The 17,355-nt window shown below is 61.5% G+C and carries 16 protein-coding genes; all 16 read left to right on the top strand.

The annotated features are described in order from the left end of the window. Positions 1 to 4: 4 nt before the first annotated feature. The 16 genes from V6767_RS16225 (at position 5) to V6767_RS16150 (ending at position 17,213) form a co-directional block, all read left to right on the top strand. Entirely contained in the window at positions 5 to 601 is a 597-nt protein-coding gene (locus V6767_RS16225) for an NADH-quinone oxidoreductase subunit C (RefSeq protein ID WP_448474430.1), read from the top strand. 10 nt (positions 602 to 611) lie between these two features. Continuing rightward, positions 612 to 1,037, top strand: coding sequence for a GFA family protein (locus V6767_RS16220; protein ID WP_448467074.1), 426 nt, complete (start codon positions 612 to 614; stop codon positions 1,035 to 1,037). 5 nt (positions 1,038 to 1,042) lie between these two features. Then, entirely contained in the window at positions 1,043 to 2,233 is a 1,191-nt protein-coding gene (locus tag V6767_RS16215; protein ID WP_448474429.1) for an NADH-quinone oxidoreductase subunit D, read from the top strand. A 122-nt stretch (positions 2,234 to 2,355) separates the two neighbouring features. Continuing rightward, positions 2,356 to 3,324, top strand: a complete 969-nt coding sequence (gene nuoE / locus V6767_RS16210; RefSeq protein WP_448474428.1) for an NADH-quinone oxidoreductase subunit NuoE — start codon at positions 2,356 to 2,358, stop codon at positions 3,322 to 3,324. A gap of 9 nt (positions 3,325 to 3,333) precedes the next feature. Continuing rightward, positions 3,334 to 4,632 carry an NADH-quinone oxidoreductase subunit NuoF gene (gene nuoF, locus V6767_RS16205; protein ID WP_448474427.1) on the top strand — a complete coding sequence of 433 codons (1,299 nt, stop codon included), beginning with the start codon at positions 3,334 to 3,336 and terminating at the stop codon, positions 4,630 to 4,632. A gap of 4 nt (positions 4,633 to 4,636) precedes the next feature. Beyond that, complete coding sequence (locus V6767_RS16200; protein WP_448474426.1) at positions 4,637 to 4,936, top strand: pentapeptide repeat-containing protein; 300 nt, start codon at positions 4,637 to 4,639, stop codon at positions 4,934 to 4,936. 88 nt (positions 4,937 to 5,024) lie between these two features. After that, the gene (gene nuoG / locus V6767_RS16195; RefSeq protein WP_448474425.1) at positions 5,025 to 7,100 is read left to right on the top strand and encodes an NADH-quinone oxidoreductase subunit NuoG; all 2,076 of its coding nucleotides are present in this window, start codon (positions 5,025 to 5,027) and stop codon (positions 7,098 to 7,100) included. A 10-nt stretch (positions 7,101 to 7,110) separates the two neighbouring features. Continuing rightward, positions 7,111 to 8,157 (top strand): NADH-quinone oxidoreductase subunit NuoH, encoded by a 1,047-nt coding sequence (gene nuoH / locus V6767_RS16190; RefSeq protein ID WP_448474424.1) that lies wholly within the window; start codon positions 7,111 to 7,113, stop codon positions 8,155 to 8,157. 39 nt (positions 8,158 to 8,196) lie between these two features. Then, positions 8,197 to 8,688 carry an NADH-quinone oxidoreductase subunit NuoI gene (gene nuoI / locus V6767_RS16185; RefSeq protein ID WP_448474423.1) on the top strand — a complete coding sequence of 164 codons (492 nt, stop codon included), beginning with the start codon at positions 8,197 to 8,199 and terminating at the stop codon, positions 8,686 to 8,688. A gap of 135 nt (positions 8,689 to 8,823) precedes the next feature. Further along, positions 8,824 to 9,432 (top strand): NADH-quinone oxidoreductase subunit J, encoded by a 609-nt coding sequence (locus V6767_RS16180; RefSeq protein WP_448474422.1) that lies wholly within the window; start codon positions 8,824 to 8,826, stop codon positions 9,430 to 9,432. 41 nt (positions 9,433 to 9,473) lie between these two features. Next, positions 9,474 to 9,782 (top strand): NADH-quinone oxidoreductase subunit NuoK, encoded by a 309-nt coding sequence (gene nuoK / locus V6767_RS16175; protein ID WP_018064310.1) that lies wholly within the window; start codon positions 9,474 to 9,476, stop codon positions 9,780 to 9,782. Between the two features lie 7 nt (positions 9,783 to 9,789). Then, a complete protein-coding gene (nuoL, locus tag V6767_RS16170; protein WP_448474421.1) occupies positions 9,790 to 11,799 on the top strand; it encodes an NADH-quinone oxidoreductase subunit L in 2,010 nt (669 codons plus the stop codon). After that, positions 11,799 to 13,310 (top strand): NADH-quinone oxidoreductase subunit M, encoded by a 1,512-nt coding sequence (locus V6767_RS16165; RefSeq protein ID WP_448467088.1) that lies wholly within the window; start codon positions 11,799 to 11,801, stop codon positions 13,308 to 13,310. Before nuoL ends, V6767_RS16165 begins: the two co-directional genes overlap by 1 nt. A 17-nt stretch (positions 13,311 to 13,327) precedes the next feature. Then, a complete protein-coding gene (gene nuoN / locus V6767_RS16160; protein ID WP_448429369.1) occupies positions 13,328 to 14,767 on the top strand; it encodes an NADH-quinone oxidoreductase subunit NuoN in 1,440 nt (479 codons plus the stop codon). A 1-nt stretch (position 14,768) separates the two neighbouring features. Next, the gene (locus tag V6767_RS16155; protein WP_448474420.1) at positions 14,769 to 15,533 is read left to right on the top strand and encodes a biotin--[acetyl-CoA-carboxylase] ligase; all 765 of its coding nucleotides are present in this window, start codon (positions 14,769 to 14,771) and stop codon (positions 15,531 to 15,533) included. A 6-nt stretch (positions 15,534 to 15,539) separates the two neighbouring features. Next, positions 15,540 to 17,213, top strand: coding sequence for a ribonuclease J (locus V6767_RS16150; RefSeq protein WP_448474419.1), 1,674 nt, complete (start codon positions 15,540 to 15,542; stop codon positions 17,211 to 17,213). Positions 17,214 to 17,355: the final 142 nt, after the last annotated feature.

Here is a 17,355-nt window from a genome sequence, read left to right as displayed (position 1 = left end):
TATTATGAGCGAAGCTTTGAACGATCTCGGCGCCCATATCCGCGAAGCCTGCGAGGGCGTTTCGGATATCGTGTTCGCGCATGAAGAACTGACGGTGATGACGACGCCCGAGAGCATTGTCGATGTCGCCAAGTTCCTGCGCGATGACGGCCAGTGCGCCTTTGTCTGCATCATCGATGTCTGCGGCGTGGACTGGCCGACGCGCGAGAAGCGATTCGATGTTGTCTATCACCTGCTGTCGCCGACTCAGAACGCCCGTATCCGCATCAAGCTGGAAGTCGGCGAAGACGAGGTCGTGCCGTCGATCACGCCGATCTTTCCCGGCGCCGACTGGTTCGAGCGCGAAACCTGGGACATGTACGGCATCCCGTTCAGCGGCCATCCGGACCTGCGCCGGATCCTCACCGATTACGGTTTCGAGGGCCATCCGCTGCGCAAGGATTTCCCGACCACCGGTTTCGTCGAGCTGCGCTATGACGAGGAAGCCAAGCGCGTGATCTACGAACCCGTCGAACTCCGCCAGGAATACCGCAGCTTCGATTTCCTGTCGCCATGGGAAGGGCCCGATTACGTTCTGCCCGGCGACGAAAAGGCGAACTGAGGAGCGGGTGATGGCTGATCGTATGAAAGGCGGCTGTATCTGTGGCGCGGTTCGGTTTTCGGCCGTTCCGAAGGGTCACGAAATGGGTGCATGCCATTGCGGGCTTTGCCGTCGCTGGACCGGCGGGGCCGGTTTCCTCGGCGTTGAGTGCGGCCGGAGCGTCGAGGTGGAAGGCGAGCCCGCCCTCGGGGTCTACAAGTCCTCGGAGTATGGCGAGCGGGTTTTCTGCAGCACCTGCGGCTCCACCCTGTTCTGGCGCATGCAGGATGGCTCGGATACCGTCGTTTCGTCCCAGGCTTTCGATGAGCCGGGCAGCTTCCGTTTCGCAAGCGAGATATTCATCGACGAGAAGCCGGATAACTACGCCTTCGCCAACGATACCAAGAAGATGACGTCCGCGGCGTTTTTCGCGGCGATAGCGTCGCAACAGGATTGATCGGCATGACTGAACATAATGTCCGCAACTTCACGATCAACTTCGGGCCCGAGCACCCCTCGGCGCACGGTGTATTGCGACTGGTGCTGGAGCTTGACGGCGAAATCGTGGAGCGCGTCGATCCGCATATCGGCCTGCTTCACCGCGGTACCGAAAAGCTGATCGAGACCAAGACCTATCTTCAGGCGGTGCCCTATTTCGACCGGCTCGACTATGTCGCGCCGATGAACCAGGAGCACGCTTTCGCGCTTGCCGTGGAAAAGCTGCTGGAAGTCGAAATCCCGATCCGCGGCCAGCTTATCCGCGTGCTGTTCTCCGAAATCGGCCGCGTGCTGAACCATCTTCTGAACACCACCACGGCGGCCATGGACGTCGGCGCGCTGACGCCGCCGCTCTGGGGCTTCGAGGAGCGCGAGAAGCTGATGGTGTTTTATGAGCGGGCCTGTGGCGCGCGCATGCATGCGGCCTATTTCCGGCCCGGCGGCGTGCATCAGGACCTGCCGCCCGAACTGGTCGAGGATATCGGCAAGTGGTGCGAGCAGTTCCCGGCGAAGCTCAACGACATCGAGGCGCTGCTCGCCGGCAACCGCATTTTCAAGCAGCGCAATGTCGATATCGGCAATGTGACGCTTGAGGACGCCTTTGCCTGGGGCTTTTCCGGCCCGATGGTGCGCGGCTCCGGCGCTGCCTGGGATCTCAGGCGCGCGCAGCCCTATGAATGCTACAACGACATGGATTTCGATGTCGTGATCGGCAAGAACGGCGATTGCTATGACCGTTGGGTGGTCCGCATCAACGAGATGCGCGAATCGGTCAAGATCATGAAGCAGTGCGTCGAGCGGCTTCTGGGCGACGCCAAGACCGGGCCGTTCAACTCGATGGACGGCAAGGTCGTGCCGCCGAAGCGCGCGCAGATGAAGCGTTCGATGGAAGCGCTGATCCATCACTTCAAGCTTTATACCGAAGGCTATCACGTGCCCGAGGGCGAGGTTTATGCCGCCGTGGAAGCCCCCAAGGGTGAATTCGGCGTCTATCTCGTCTCCGACGGCACCAACAAGCCTTACCGCTGCAAGATCCGCGCGCCGGGCTTTGCCCACCTGTCGGCCATGGATTTCATGTCCAAGGGCCACCAGCTTGCCGACGTCACCGCCATTATCGGTACGCTCGACATCGTGTTCGGCGAGGTGGACCGGTGACGCTTGCGGTCGTAAAGAGTGCAGTATTCGTTTCCGACTGTCCCGCGCCGGTTGCAGACCGGCGGCAGAACGTGGGATATGCGGAAGCCGTGATGACAACCTCCGAAGAGGTGTAAGAAAGCATGTCCGTTCGTCGATTAGCCGATGAGAATGTCCAGCCCGCCGCCTTCGCGTTTTCCGACGAGAACGCGGCCTGGGCCGAAGCCACGATCCGGAAATATCCGGAAGGCCGCCAGCAGTCCGCCGTGATCCCGCTTCTGATGCGGGCGCAGGACCAAGAAGGCTGGGTGACCCGCGCCGCGATCGAAAAGGTCGCCGACATGCTGGCCATGCCGCTGATCCGCGTACTGGAAGTGGCGACGTTCTATACCCAGTTCCAGCTGAAGCCGGTCGGAACAAACGCGCATATCCAGGTTTGCGGCACCACGCCCTGCATGCTGCGCGGCGCCGGCGACCTGATCAATGTCTGCAAGAAGAAGATTAACGCCAAGGCGCATGAGACCAATGCCGACGGCACGATGTCGTGGGAAGAGGTGGAATGCCTCGGCGCCTGCGCCAACGCGCCGTTGGTGATGATCTTCAAGGACGTCTATGAAGACCTGACGCCCGAGCGGATGGAAGAGATCATCGACGCATTCGAGGCCGGCCGCGGCTCCGAGATCAAGCCCGGTCCGCAGATCGACCGCTGGCTTTCCGCGCCCGAAGGCGGCTTCACCTCGCTGACCGAGGAAGGCGAGGGCGCGCTTGAATCCGAAGATACCGACGCCACCGACGAGGGCGCGGGCTCGAAGGAGGCGATCGACGGCGCCAAGGGCGATCGTCCGCCGGCCGTCGACCAGAAGCCCGATGACGCCGACGACCTGACGATGATGTCCGGCGTAGGCCCGAAGATTGCCGGTCTTCTCAACGATATCGGCATTTACAAATTCGAGCAGATTGCGGCCTGGACGCCCGGCGAATGCGCCTGGGTAAACGACTCGCTGAAGCTCGGCGGTCGCATCGAGCGCGACGAATGGGTGCGCCAGGCCGGCGTTCTGGCCAAGGGCGGCATCGAGGAATACGAAAAAGTATTCGGCAGGACAGCGCGGTAGGAGTGAAGCATGTTAAAGGATAAAGATCGCATCTTCACCAATCTCTACGGCCACAGGGACAAGTCCCTGAAAGGCGCGATGTCGCGCGGTCTGTGGGATGACACGAAATCGATCATCGACAAGGGCCGCGACTGGATCGTTCAGGAGATGAAGGATTCGGGTCTGCGCGGCCGCGGCGGCGCTGGCTTCCCGACCGGCCTCAAATGGTCGTTCATGCCGAAGGATGACCGTCCGCATTATCTCGTTGTGAATGCTGACGAATCCGAGCCCGGCACCTGCAAGGACCGCGAGATCCTGCGCAACGACCCGCATCACCTGATCGAGGGCTGCCTGATCGCCGGCTGCGCGATGGGCGCGCATACCGCCTATATCTATGTGCGCGGCGAGTTCATTCGCGAGCGCGAGGCGCTGCAGGCGGCAATCGACGAGTGCTATGACGCCGGCCTTCTCGGCAAGGACAACAAGTGCGGCTGGGACATGGACATCATCGTCCATCACGGCGCCGGCGCTTACATCTGCGGCGAGGAAACCGCGCTTCTGGAAAGCCTGGAAGGCAAGAAGGGCCAGCCGCGCCTGAAGCCACCATTCCCGGCAAACATGGGTCTCTACGGCCTGCCGACGACGGTGAACAACGTCGAATCGATCGCGGTTGCGCCGACCATTCTGCGGCGCGGCGCGAGCTGGTTCTCCTCCTTTGGTCGTCCCAACAATGTCGGCACCAAGCTGTTCATGGTCTCCGGCCATGTGAACCGGCCCTGCGTTGTCGAGGAATCGATGGGCATCACCTTCCGTGAGCTGATCGAAAAGCATTGCGGCGGCATTCGCGGCGGCTGGGACAATCTGCTGGCGGTCATCCCCGGCGGCGCGTCCTGCCCGGTGGTGAAGGCCGAGGACATGATCGACGTCCAGCTCGATTTTGATGGCCTGCGCGAGGTCAAGTCGTCCTTCGGGACCGGCGGCGCGATCGTGATGGACAAGTCGACCGATATCATCGCGGCGATCGCAAGGCTTTCAGCCTTCTTCAAGCATGAAAGCTGCGGCCAGTGCACGCCGTGCCGCGAGGGCACCGGCTGGATGTGGCGGGTGATGGAGCGCATGGTGACGGGCAACGCCCAGAAGCGCGAGATCGACATGCTGTTCGAGGTCACCAAGCAGGTGGAAGGCCACACGATCTGCGCGCTTGGCGATGCGGCGGCGTGGCCGATCCAGGGCCTGATCCGCAATTTCCGTCCGGAAATCGAAAAGCGGATCGACCAGTACACGGCCAACGCCACGTCTGAAGGCGCTGTGATGGAAGCTGCGGAGTAAAGTGATGAAGTTTCACGACCAGGTTGATCGCATCGACGCCAGCAAGAGCTGCCTGGCGGGCTCGGCGTTTGATGATGTGGATCTGTCTGGTTCGAAGTTTCACAACGTGAACATGTCGGGCTGGAAGGTGAGCAACGCCAACTTCTCCGGCATGGTGGTCACGGACGCGAACCTTTCCGGCATGACGGTGACGGATGCCAATCTTTCCGGCGTCTCGATCAGCGAATGCCGGTTGCACGGCATGACGATCAACGGCATCGATGTCGGCGCGTTGCTGGCGCTGTGGAAAGAACACAAGGCTTGAGGCGGGGCCCGGAAAGCCGGGCGGACGCAATCGAGAATGGAATGCCGACGGTCTTACAGGGATCATTGGCGAAGCGGGAAAAACGGATATGGTAAATCTGATTGTAGACGGCAAGGAAATCGAGGTTCCCGACCACTACACGCTGCTGCAGGCGGCGGAGGAGGCAGGCGCCGAAATCCCGCGCTTCTGCTTTCACGAGCGGCTGTCGATTGCCGGCAACTGCCGCATGTGCCTCATTCAGGTAAAGGGCGGACCGCCGAAGCCGGCCGCTTCCTGCGCCATGGGCGTGAAGGATATCCGCGGCGGGCCGGATGGCTCCCTGCCGGAAATCTTCACCAAGACGCCGATGGTGAAGAAGGCGCGCGAAGGGGTGATGGAGTTCCTGCTCATCAACCATCCGCTGGATTGCCCGATCTGCGACCAGGGCGGCGAATGCGACCTGCAGGACCAGGCGATGGCCTTCGGCATCGACAGTTCGCGTTACCGCGAGGACAAGCGCGCCGTCGAGGACAAGTATATCGGCCCGCTGGTGAAGACCGTGATGAACCGCTGCATCCACTGCACGCGCTGCGTCCGCTTCACCACTGAAGTTGCAGGCATTTCCGAGCTTGGCCTTATCGGTCGTGGCGAGGATGCCGAGATCACCACCTATCTCGAGCGCGCGATGACGTCCGAGCTTCAGGGCAATGTCGTGGACCTCTGCCCGGTCGGCGCGCTGACCTCCAAGCCGTTTGCCTTTACCGCGCGTCCGTGGGAGCTGAACAAGACCGAATCGATCGACGTGATGGACGCCGTTGGCTCGGCGATCCGCGTCGATACCCGTGGCCGAGAAGTGATGCGCATTATGCCGCGCATCAATGAGCAGGTGAACGAGGAGTGGATTTCCGACAAGACCCGGTTCATCTGGGACGGTCTGCGCACCCAGCGCATCGACAAGCCCTATATCCGCCAGGGCGGAAGGCTTCAGCCCGCAAGCTGGGCCGATGCCTTTGCCGCGATCAAGGCCAAGGTCGATGGCGTGAAGGGCGAGAAGATCGGTGCGATCGCCGGCGATCTGGCTGCCGTCGAGGAAATGTACGCGCTGAAGGGCCTGATGGCCTCGCTCGGTTCGGCCAATATCGATTGTCGTCAGGATGGCGCAGCACTCGATCCGGCCGCCGGTCGCGCGGGCTATGTCTTCAACCCGACCATCGAAGGCATCGAGAATGCCGATGCGCTGCTGATCATCGGCTCCCATCCGCGCTTCGAGGCCTCGGTTCTGAACGCCCGTATCCGCAAGCGGTCGCGCAAGGGCAATTTCCCGATCGGCGTGATCGGCGAGAATGCCGATCTGCGTTATCCCGTGAGCTATCTCGGCGCGGGCCCGTCCTCGCTTGCCGATCTGGCTTCCAGTGATTTCATGGACGTGCTGAAGAAGGCCGAGCGTCCGATCGTGCTGGTCGGCCCCGGCGCGCTTGCCCGCGCGGATGGCGCGGCGGTCCTCTCCAAGGCTGCGGCGATCGCAAAGGACATCGGCGCCGTCACAGCCGATTGGAACGGCTTTGCGGTGCTGCACACGGCGGCCTCGCGCGTCGGCGGTCTCGATATTGGCTTCGTGCCGGGCGAGGGCGCTGCCGATACCGCTTCGATGCTTTCCGACATGGACGTGCTGTTCCTGCTGGGCGCTGATGAGCTTGACTTCTCGGCGAAGAAGGCCGGCTTCACCGTTTACATCGGCAGCCATGGCGATGCCGGCGCGATGAACGCCGATGTCGTTCTGCCCGCTGCGACCTACACCGAAAAATCCGGCACTTACGTCAATCTCGAGGGCCGGGTGCAGATGACCAACCGTGCCGGCTTTGCCCCTGGCGATGCCCGCGAGGACTGGGCGATCATCCGCGCGCTGTCGGGCGTTTTCGGCAAGGCACTGCCTTACGACTCGCTCGGCGCGCTGCGCGCTGCGCTTTATGGCGAATTTCCGCACCTCGCCGCGCTTGACGAGATCGCTGACGCTGATATCAACGCCATCGAAACGCTGGCCGGCAGAGGTGGGGACCTTGGTGATTCCGGTTTCGTATCGCCGGTCACCGATTTCTACCTGACCAACCCGATTGCCCGGGCGTCTGCCGTCATGGCCGAATGCTCGGCGCTGGCGCGCAATAATTTCCAGGCGGCAGCGGAGTAAGGACGGAGCAATGGATTCTTTTTTCTGGACGTATCTCTGGCCCGCGCTGATCATGATCGGCCAGTCGCTGCTGCTTCTGGTTCTGCTGCTCGTCGGCATCGCCTTCATCCTGCTCGCCGACCGCAAGATCTGGGCGGCGGTGCAGATGCGTCGCGGCCCGAACGTGGTCGGTCCCTTCGGTCTGATGCAGTCCTTTGCCGACCTTCTGAAGTTCGTGTTCAAGGAACCGGTCATTCCGGCGAGCTCGGACAAGGTCGTGTTCCTGCTGGCGCCGCTGATCTCGGTGACGCTCGCGCTTGCGACCTGGGCCGTGATGCCGGTTGCCGAGGGCTGGGTGATCGCCAATATCAATATCGGGATTCTCTATATCTTCGCCATTTCCTCGCTTGAGGTCTACGGCGTGATCATGGGCGGCTGGGCTTCGAACTCGAAATACGCCTTCCTTGGCTCGCTGCGTTCGGCAGCGCAGATGGTGTCCTACGAAGTCTCGATCGGCCTCGTGATCGTCACCGTGCTGCTGACGGTCGGCTCGCTGAACCTTTCGGATATCGTGTTCGCGCAGGAAACCGGCCTCGGCACCATGCTTGGCCTGCCGCCGTCCTTCCTCGACTGGAACTGGCTGGCGCTGTTCCCGATGTTCATCGTGTTCTTCATTTCGGCGCTGGCCGAGACCAACCGTCCGCCCTTCGACCTTCCGGAAGCGGAATCGGAGCTGGTTGCCGGCTTCATGGTCGAATATGGCTCGACCCCGTACATGATGTTCATGCTCGGCGAATATGCCGCGATCGTGCTGATGTGCGCGCTGACGACCACGCTGTTCCTCGGCGGCTGGCTGCCGATCCTGGACGTCGCGGTGCTCAACTGGATCCCTGGCGTCATCTGGTTCCTGATCAAGGTGTGCCTGTGCTTCTTCATGTTCGCCATGGTCAAGGCCTTCGTGCCGCGCTACCGCTATGACCAGCTGATGCGTCTTGGCTGGAAAGTCTTCCTTCCGCTATCGCTCGCCATGGTCGTGATCGTCGCTTTCGTCGTCAAACTGACCGGCTGGGTCGGCTGATGCAGGTGTTTTTCGCAACACCGCAATGGAGATTGTGAAATGGGTTCTGTCGCTCAGGCATTCAACGCGCTCTTCCTGAAGGAGTTCTTCGGCGCGTTCTTTCTGACGATGCGCTACTTCTTCAGCCCGAAGTCGACGGTGAACTACCCCTTCGAAAAGGGGCCGGTGAGCCCGCGCTTTCGCGGCGAGCATGCGCTGCGCCGTTATCCGAACGGCGAAGAACGCTGCATCGCCTGCAAATTGTGCGAGGCGATCTGTCCCGCGCAGGCGATCACCATCGAGGCCGGCCCGCGCCGCAATGACGGCACGCGCCGCACGGTGCGCTACGATATCGATATGGTGAAGTGCATCTATTGCGGCTTCTGCCAGGAGGCATGTCCGGTGGAAGCAATCGTCGAGGGGCCGAATTTCGAGTTCGCCACCGAGACGCGCGAGGAGCTGTACTACGACAAGGAACGACTGCTCGCCAATGGCGACCGGTGGGAACGCGAGATCGCGAAGAACATCGCGATGGATGCGCCTTACCGGTAAGGAGAGGCCGGGCGGGTGGATTTCGCCCGGCGGTTCGATAGATCTGAAATGAAGGGCCTGCCGCATCCGGCGGCGGGGCTTTTACAAATGTGATAGCGGCGGGAGCCGCTGCGACCACGAAGAGAAGGCACCATCATGGGTCTCCATGCTCTTTTTTTCTATATTTTCGCGTTCGTCGCCGTGGCGTCGGCGTTCATGGTGATTTGGGCGAAGAACCCCGTTCATTCGGTGCTGTTCCTGATCGTCGTGTTCGTGAATGCGGCGGCGCTATTCATCCTGGCGGGCGCGGAATATCTCGGCCTTCTTCTGCTGGTGGTCTATGTCGGCGCGGTGGCGGTGTTGTTCCTGTTCGTGGTGATGATGCTCGACATCGACTTCGCCGAGCTCAGGTCCGGCATTCTGCATTATGCGCCGGTGGGCGCGCTGATCGGGATCGTGCTTCTGGCGGAGCTGATCGTGGTCGTCGGCGGCAGCTTCATTCCGACCGATATCGCCGCCAACACGGCGATGCCGATGCCGGCCGACCGCTCGAGCGTGAGCGCGCTGGGCGACGTGATCTACACGCATTACGCCTATTTCTTCCAGGTGGCCGGCCTCATCCTGCTCGTTGCCATGATCGGCGCGATCGTGCTGACGCTGAAGCATCGCCCGGACGTCAAGCGCCAGAACATTGCCAAGCAGGTTGCGCGCACGCCTGAAAGCGCGCACGAGACCGTCAAGGTCAAGCCTGGCCAGGGCATATAAGAACGAGAATTTGCAGGGATACGGGATCTAAGGACAACGCAATGGAAATCGGACTTTCCCACTACCTGACGGTCAGTGCCATACTCTTCACGATTGGTGTCTTCGGCATCTTCCTGAACCGGAAGAACGTCATCATCATTCTCATGTCCATCGAGCTGATCCTGCTTTCGGTCAACCTCAACATGGTCGCGTTCTCCTCGTTCCTGAACGATATGGTCGGCCAGGTCTTCGCGCTGTTCATTCTGACCGTCGCGGCGGCCGAAGCCGCCATCGGTCTGGCGATCCTGGTGGTGTTCTATCGCAACCGCGGCTCGATCGCGGTCGAAGACGTCAACGTGATGAAGGGCTGATTTCCAGATGATCTACAAACTCATCGTCTTCCTGCCGCTCCTAGGCTTCCTCATCGCCGGCCTCTTCGGAAACCGTATCGGCGCCAAGGCCACGGAATGGGTGACGATCGCCCTGATGGCGGTCGCAGCCGTGTTGTCCTGGTATGTGTTCATCTCGGTCGGCTTCCTCACGCATGCGGAAGACTTCGTCATCCAGGTTCCGGTCATGCGCTGGATCACCTCCGGCGACATCGACGTCCTGTGGCAGCTTCGCGTCGACACGCTGACGGCGGTGATGCTGGTCGTGGTCAACACGGTCTCCTGTCTCGTCCACCTCTATTCGGTGGGCTACATGCATGACGATCCGCATCGCCCGCGCTTCTTCGCCTATCTGTCGCTGTTCACCTTCGCCATGCTGGCGCTGGTCACCTCCGACAATTTGCTACAGATGTTCTTCGGCTGGGAAGGCGTCGGCCTTGCCTCCTACCTGCTGATCGGCTTCTGGTATAAGAAGCCTTCGGCGAGTGCGGCCGCGATGAAGGCCTTCATCGTCAACCGCGTCGGCGACTTCGGTTTTCTGCTTGGCATTGCCGGCCTGTTCTTCCTCGCCCACACCATCAATTTCGACCCGATCTTCTCGGCTGCCGAACGTCTCGCCAATGGCGAGGTCACGCTGGCGACGGCCGAGGGCAAGGTTTCCGTTCTGCATTTCCTCGGCATGAGCATGGATGTGTCGACCGCGATCACCACGGTCTGCCTGCTTCTGTTCATGGGCGCGATGGGTAAATCCGCGCAATTCCTGCTGCACACCTGGCTGCCGGACGCGATGGAAGGCCCGACGCCGGTTTCCGCCCTTATCCACGCGGCAACCATGGTGACCGCCGGCGTCTTCCTCGTCGCCCGCATGTCGCCGCTGTTCGAACTGTCGCCGACGGCGCTCACCTTCGTCACGCTGATCGGCTCGATCACCGCCTTCTTCGCGGCGACCATCGGTCTGGTGCAGAACGACATCAAGCGCGTGATCGCCTATTCCACCTGCTCGCAGCTCGGCTACATGTTCGCGGCGCTCGGGGCAGGAGCGTTCGGGGCCGGCGTGTTCCACCTGTTCACCCACGCCTTCTTCAAGGCGCTTCTGTTCCTGTGCGCCGGCTCGGTGATCCATTCCGTCTCCGGCGAGCAGGACATGCGTCACATGGGCGGGCTCAGGAAGCACATCCCGGTTACCTTCTGGGCGATGATCATCGGCACGCTTGCCATCACCGGCGCCGGCATTCCCGGCACGCCGATCGGGGCGGCCGGCTACTTCTCCAAGGACGCGATCATCGAATCGGCCTATGTCTCGGCAAGCCCGCTCGGCAACTTCTCGTTCTGGATGCTTGTCATTGCTGCCGCCTTCACCGCCTTCTACTCTTGGCGCCTGATCTTCATGACCTTCTTCGGCAAGCCGCGCGCGTCTTCCGATGTCATGCACCACGTGCATGAAAGCCCCTGGGTCATGCTGCTACCGCTGGTCGTGTTGTCGATCGGCGCGCTGTTCGCGGGCGTTGTCTTCCTGCCCTATTTCTTCGGGCATGATTACAGCGAGTTCTGGAAGGGCGCGCTGTTCACCGGACCGCACAACGAGGTGCTCGATGAGCATCACCATGTGCCGCTGTGGGTGGTGCTGTCGCCGTTCATCGCGATGTTGCTCGGCACGGTGGTCGCGATCTACATGTACCTGATCAAGCCGTCCTCCGCGCCGGCTCTGGCGAAGACATTTCCGCGCCTCTACGCCTTCCTGCTCAACAAGTGGTATTTCGATGAGCTTTACGACTTCCTGTTCGTAAGGCCGGCCAAGGCGCTCGGATACTTCCTGTGGCAGAAGGGTGATATCGGCGTGATCGACCGCTTCGGCCCGAACGGGATTGCAGCAAGGGTCAACGACGTGACCAACCGCGTCGTCAAGCTGCAGTCCGGATATGTTTACCACTATGCGTTTGCAATGCTGATCGGCGTGGCCGCGCTTGTAACCTGGATGATGCTCGGAGGGGCTCGGTAATGAGCGACTGGCCAATTCTCTCAACAGTCACCTTCCTGCCGCTTATCGGCGTGGTGCTGATCCTGTTCACCCGCGACGATAACGAGACCGGGCTCAGGAACATCCGCAACGTCGCGCTGCTGACGACGCTGTTCACCTTCATCGTGTCGCTATTCGTGTGGATGAAGTTCGATCCGTCGAACCCGAACTTCCAGATGGTCGAAAACCATCCCTGGCTTGGCACGGGCATCTCCTATCATCTCGGGATCGACGGCATCTCGCTGCTGTTCATCCTGCTGACGACGGTGCTGATGCCGCTTTGCATCCTCGCCTCGTGGGAAGCCATCACCTATCGGGTGAAGGCCTATATGATCGCCTTCCTGATCCTCGAAACGCTGATCATCGGCGTGTTCGTGTCGCTCGATATCGTGATGTTCTACATCTTCTTCGAGGCGGGCCTGATCCCGATGTATCTGATCATCGGCATCTGGGGGCATGAGCGACGCGTCTATGCATCGCTGAAGTTCTTCCTCTATACCTTCGCCGGCTCGGTGTTCATGCTCTTGGCCATCATGGCGATGTACTGGGTGACGGGCACGACCAGCGTGCCGGTGCTGCTGGAGTATGATTTCCCGGTCAACATGCAATACTGGCTGTTCCTCGGCTTCTTCGCGTCGTTTGCGGTGAAGATGCCGATGTGGCCGGTGCATACCTGGCTGCCGGATGCGCACGTGGAAGCGCCGACTGCCGCCTCGGGCGTGCTGGCGGGCGTTCTGTTGAAGCTCGGCGGCTTCGGCGTGCTGCGCTATTCGATGCCGATGTTCCCCGACGCCTCCTATTACTTCGCGCCGTTCATCTTCGCGCTGTCGATCATTGCAATCATCTATGCCTCGCTGGTGGCGTTGATGCAGACCGACATGAAGAAGCTGATCGCCTATTCGTCGGTTGCCCATATGGGCTTCGTCACCATGGGCATGTTCTCGGCCACCACCGAGGGCGTTGAGGGCTCGATCTTCCTGATGCTCTCCCACGGCATCGTCTCGGGCGCGCTGTTCTTCTGCGTCGGCATCGTCTACGACCGCATGCATACGCGTGAGATAGCGGCGTTTGGCGGGCTCGTGAACAACATGCCGAAATTCGCGGTCGCCTTCATGATCTTCACCATGGCCAATGTCGGCCTGCCCGGCACCTCCGGCTTCATCGGCGAGTTCCTGACGGTCATCGGCGTGTTCCAGGTCAACACCTGGGTTGCCCTGTTCGCCGCCACCGGCGTTATCCTGTCGGCGGCCTATGCGCTGTGGCTTTACCGTAGGGTGATCTTCGGCGCACTGGAGAAGGACAGCCTGAAGGCGCTGCTGGACCTCAGCACGCGTGAGAAGATCGTGCTGTATCCGCTGATCTTCCTGACGATCTTCTTCGGCGTCTATCCGGAGCCGATCTTCGCGGCGATCCACGGCCCGGTGGCGCAGATCGTTCAACACTATGACGCCGTTCTTGAGCAGACCAAGAACATCGCGCTGCCGGTATACTGAGACAGGATCTTTTGGACATGACATCGGAACTCATACTTTCAAGTCTGAAGCTGATCATGCCGGAGCTGATCCTCGCGCTCGGTGCGATGGTTCTGCTGATGATCGGCGCGTTCGCCGGCCGCAAGAGCGGCCAGACGATCGTGGGCCTTGCCGTGTTCCTGCTGATCGCGGCCTTCGGCGCGCTGTTCTGGGCGGGCGAGGGCACGGCCTTCGGCGGTTCGCTGGTGTTCAACGACTTCACGCTGTTCATGCAGGCGCTCGCGCTGATCGGCGCGGCGCTGTCGATGATCCTGTCGGTCGGTCACGAGGAGCCGGAATATCTCGACCGTTTCGAGTTTCCGGTGCTGATGCTGCTGTCGACCACCGGCATGCTGCTGATGACTTCGGCCAACGACATGCTCGCCTTCTATATGGGCCTCGAGCTGATGTCGCTGCCGCTTTACGTGATCGCTGCCATCAACCGCGACAGCCTGCGGTCCACCGAGGCGGGGCTGAAATATTTCGTGCTCGGCTCGCTGTCCTCCGGCATGCTGCTTTACGGCATCTCGCTGGTCTACGGCTTCACCGGCAATATCGGTTTCGGCCCGGTCGCCGCCGCGATCTCGGCCGGCGAAACCGGTCTCGGCTTCATCTTCGGCATGGTGTTCGTGCTGGCCGGCATCACCTTCAAGATCTCCGCCGTTCCGTTCCACATGTGGACGCCCGACGTCTATGAAGGCGCGCCGACGCCGGTCACCGCCTTTTTCGCCTCCGCGCCAAAGGTTGCGGCCATGGCGATCATCGTGCGGCTTCTGACCGAAGCCTTCGGCCCGGCCGCCGACGAGTGGCGCCAGGTCGTGGTGTTCATCGCGATCGCCTCCATGGTGCTCGGCGCGTTCGCCGCGATCGGCCAGCGCAACATCAAGCGGCTGATGGCCTATTCCTCGATCACCCATATGGGCTATGCGCTGGTCGGCCTCGCCGCTGATAGCGAGGCGGGCGTCAAGGGCGTCGCGCTCTACATGGCGATCTACCTGTTCACCACGCTCGGCGTGTTCGCGATCATCATGGCGATGCGTTTGAAGGAAGGCGGCAATGTCGAGAATATCGACGATCTCGCCGGCCTTTCGACCACCAAGCCGGTGATGGCCGTCGTGCTGACCGCGCTGATGTTCTCGCTTGCGGGCGTGCCGCCGCTTGCCGGCTTCTTCGGCAAGTATTTCGTGTTCCTGGCCGCCATCGATGCCAAGCTCTATACGCTTGCCATCATCGGCATCGTGTCCTCCGTGGTTGCCTGCTTCTACTATCTGAGGGTGATCAAGGTGATGTGGTTTGACGAGCCGTCCGTCGAGTTTTCGCGGGTTGCCGGCGAGCTGCGCTTCGTCTTCGGGATCAGCGGCATTTTCGCGATCGGCTATCTCCTGTTCGGCGGCGCGCTGAACGATGCCGCGGCCAAGGCCGCTGCGGCTCTCTTCTAGGATGGCGGCAGCATATTCCGCCGCAGACGCCTACCGCCATGAAGCGCTCGATACCGTCGGCTCAACCAATAGCGAGGCGATGGATCGGGCGCGCGCCGGTGATCCCGGCCTGTTGTGGCTGACGGCTGAGCGGCAGGAGACAGGACGCGGACGGCGCGGGCGCAACTGGGCGTCGGAGCGGGGCAATCTCTATGCCTCGCTTCTGCTTGTGGACCCCGCGCCCCAGGCGATGACGGCCTCGCTGCCGCTGGTGGCGGCACTCGGCGTTCACGGCGCAATTTCGCGGGTCATGGCCGGTCACGACAACGAAATCGCGATCAAATGGCCGAACGATATCCTGATCGACCGCCGCAAGGTCTGTGGTATTCTACTTGAAGCCGAGCGCCTTGCCGATGGCAGGCTGGCCGTCGTGATCGGCATGGGCGTCAATGTGATGATCGGCCCCGACGACGCGCCGTACCCGGTCGCGCGGATTGCCGATTATGTCGCAGGCGCCGATCCCGCCACGCTGTTTGCGCATCTGTTCGATACCATGGCGCAGGAACTTGCGATCTGGGATCGGGGTAGGGGCCTTGCCGAGACGGTGGCGCGCTGGCGCAAGCAAGCCTGCGGCATCAATGAACGTATTACCGTGAACCTTGCCCGCGAGCAGGTCTCGGGGATTTTCGTCGGCATCGATGATGCCGGCATGCTGAAACTGGAAACGAAGGACGGCCTGCGCACCTTTGCTGCGGGCGACGTGTTCTTCGACAATGGAAATGGATAACGCTTGATGGCGGACAATAACGCGGAACTGGTCTTCCTTCCTCTGGGAGGTCTGGGCGAAATCGGCATGAACCTGGCGCTTTACGGCTATGGCCCTGCGAAAAAGCGCGAGTGGATCATGGTGGATTGCGGCGTCACTTTTCCCGGCCCGGATCTCCCCGGCGTCGATCTGGTTCTTCCCGATATCGAATTCGTGCGCGAGCAGCGCGACAATCTCAAGGGAATGATCATCACCCACGCGCACGAGGACCATTTCGGCGCGATCGCGACGCTTTGGCCGGGCCTCAACGTGCCGGTCTATGCCTCGCCGTTTACCGCCGGCCTGCTGGAAGCCAAGCGCGAATATGACAGCTGGATGCGCGAAATCCCGGTGACGATCTTCAAGGGCGGCGACACCATCAATGTCGGGCCGTTCACGATCGAGGGCGTGCCCGTCAACCACTCGATCCCGGAACCGATGGCGCTTGCGATCCGCACGCCGCTCGGCAATATCGTCCATACCGGCGACTGGAAGATCGACCACGCGCCGACGCTTGGCCCGAAGACCGACGAGGCCCGTTTCCGCGCGATCGGCGACGAGGGCGTGCTGGCGCTGATGTGCGATTCCACCAACGCCATGCGCGACGGCGTTTCGCCGTCGGAGGAAGAGGTTTCGGCAAGCCTGCGCAAGGTGATCGAGAATGCGGAGGGCCGGGTCGCGCTGACCACCTTCTCCTCCAATATCGGCCGTATCCGCTCGATCGCGAAGGCCGCAGACGAGGCCGGTCGTCAGGTGCTGCTGCTCGGCTCCTCGCTGAAGCGCGCGGTTGCGGTCGCCCGCGATCTCGGCCTGATGGAAGGCGTGAAGCCGTTCGTGGACGAGGACGAATTCGGCTATATCCCGCGCGACAAGGTGGTTGCGATCCTCACCGGGTCGCAGGGCGAGCCGCGCGCGGCCCTTGCCAAGCTTTCCCGCGACGAGATGCGCAATGTGGCGCTCGCCGCCGGCGATCTCGTGGTGTTTTCCTCGCGCGCCATTCCCGGCAACGAGAAGGCGATCCAGGAGATCAAGAACGGTCTGGTGGAGCAGGGCGTGCATATCCTCACCGACAATGAGGCGCTGGTGCATGTTTCCGGCCATCCCCGCCGCAACGAGTTGAAGCAGATGTATGAATGGATCCGACCCGAGATCCTCGTGCCCGTCCATGGCGAGGCCCAGCATCTGACCGCGCAGAAGGAACTGGCCGAGCAGAGCGGCATCGCCCAGGTTCCACGTGTGCGAAACGGTGACATGGTGCGCCTTGCCCCGGGGCCGGCTGATGTGATTGGCCATGTCGAAGCGGGCCGCGTCTTCAAGGATGGCAAGCTGATCGGTAACTTCGACGAAATGGGCATCGGCGATCGCCGCAAGCTCTCCTTCGTCGGCCACGTCTCCGTCAATGTCGTGCTGAATTCCAAGTTCGAGTTTTCCGGTGATCCCGATGTCGTGCCGATCGGCCTTCCGGGCTTCGACGATGACGACGAGAAGATGGAAGACGTGCTGTTCGACGCCGTCCTCGGCGCCGTCGAGAGCATTCCGCGCTCACGCCGAAAAGACCTCGGCATGGTCAAGGAAGCCATCCGCCGCTCCGTCCGCGCCGCCGCAAACGAGTGCTGGGGCAAGAAGCCGGTGGTGACGGTGTTTGTGAACAGGCTTGGGTGAAGACTTATCAGGCAGGTTGAAGGTTTTCGGTTAAGCCTTTGAAGTGTTTTAAGAACATTTTCAGTTGTTTGCGTCTTCGAGGGTAGGTGAGAGCTCTTCCGCCCACAATCTCCCCCCTTGATGGGGAGATGCCCCGACAGGG

The sequence above is a fragment of the Martelella sp. FLE1502 genome, from assembly GCF_053484255.1.
Note: the sequence above shows the minus strand (reverse complement) of the source record. Positions and strands in the feature narration are given on the sequence as shown.

Excerpts from the sequence above, each read along its gene's own strand:
- V6767_RS16225 (WP_448474430.1), top strand. The coding sequence starts at position 5 with ATGAGCGAAGCTTTGAACGATCTCGGCGCCCATATCCGCGAAGCCTGC.
- V6767_RS16200 (WP_448474426.1), top strand. The coding sequence starts at position 4,637 with ATGAAGTTTCACGACCAGGTTGATCGCATCGACGCCAGCAAGAGCTGC.
- V6767_RS16220 (WP_448467074.1), top strand. The coding sequence starts at position 612 with ATGGCTGATCGTATGAAAGGCGGCTGTATCTGTGGCGCGGTTCGGTTT.
- nuoF (WP_448474427.1), top strand. The coding sequence starts at position 3,334 with ATGTTAAAGGATAAAGATCGCATCTTCACCAATCTCTACGGCCACAGG.
- nuoH (WP_448474424.1), top strand. The coding sequence starts at position 7,111 with ATGGATTCTTTTTTCTGGACGTATCTCTGGCCCGCGCTGATCATGATC.
- V6767_RS16215 (WP_448474429.1), top strand. The coding sequence starts at position 1,043 with ATGACTGAACATAATGTCCGCAACTTCACGATCAACTTCGGGCCCGAG.
- nuoI (WP_448474423.1), top strand. The coding sequence starts at position 8,197 with ATGGGTTCTGTCGCTCAGGCATTCAACGCGCTCTTCCTGAAGGAGTTC.
- nuoK (WP_018064310.1), top strand. The coding sequence starts at position 9,474 with ATGGAAATCGGACTTTCCCACTACCTGACGGTCAGTGCCATACTCTTC.
- nuoL (WP_448474421.1), top strand. The coding sequence starts at position 9,790 with ATGATCTACAAACTCATCGTCTTCCTGCCGCTCCTAGGCTTCCTCATC.
- V6767_RS16155 (WP_448474420.1), top strand. The coding sequence starts at position 14,769 with ATGGCGGCAGCATATTCCGCCGCAGACGCCTACCGCCATGAAGCGCTC.
- V6767_RS16165 (WP_448467088.1), top strand. The coding sequence starts at position 11,799 with ATGAGCGACTGGCCAATTCTCTCAACAGTCACCTTCCTGCCGCTTATC.
- V6767_RS16180 (WP_448474422.1), top strand. The coding sequence starts at position 8,824 with ATGGGTCTCCATGCTCTTTTTTTCTATATTTTCGCGTTCGTCGCCGTG.
- nuoE (WP_448474428.1), top strand. The coding sequence starts at position 2,356 with ATGTCCGTTCGTCGATTAGCCGATGAGAATGTCCAGCCCGCCGCCTTC.
- V6767_RS16150 (WP_448474419.1), top strand. The coding sequence starts at position 15,540 with ATGGCGGACAATAACGCGGAACTGGTCTTCCTTCCTCTGGGAGGTCTG.
- nuoG (WP_448474425.1), top strand. The coding sequence starts at position 5,025 with ATGGTAAATCTGATTGTAGACGGCAAGGAAATCGAGGTTCCCGACCAC.
- nuoN (WP_448429369.1), top strand. The coding sequence starts at position 13,328 with ATGACATCGGAACTCATACTTTCAAGTCTGAAGCTGATCATGCCGGAG.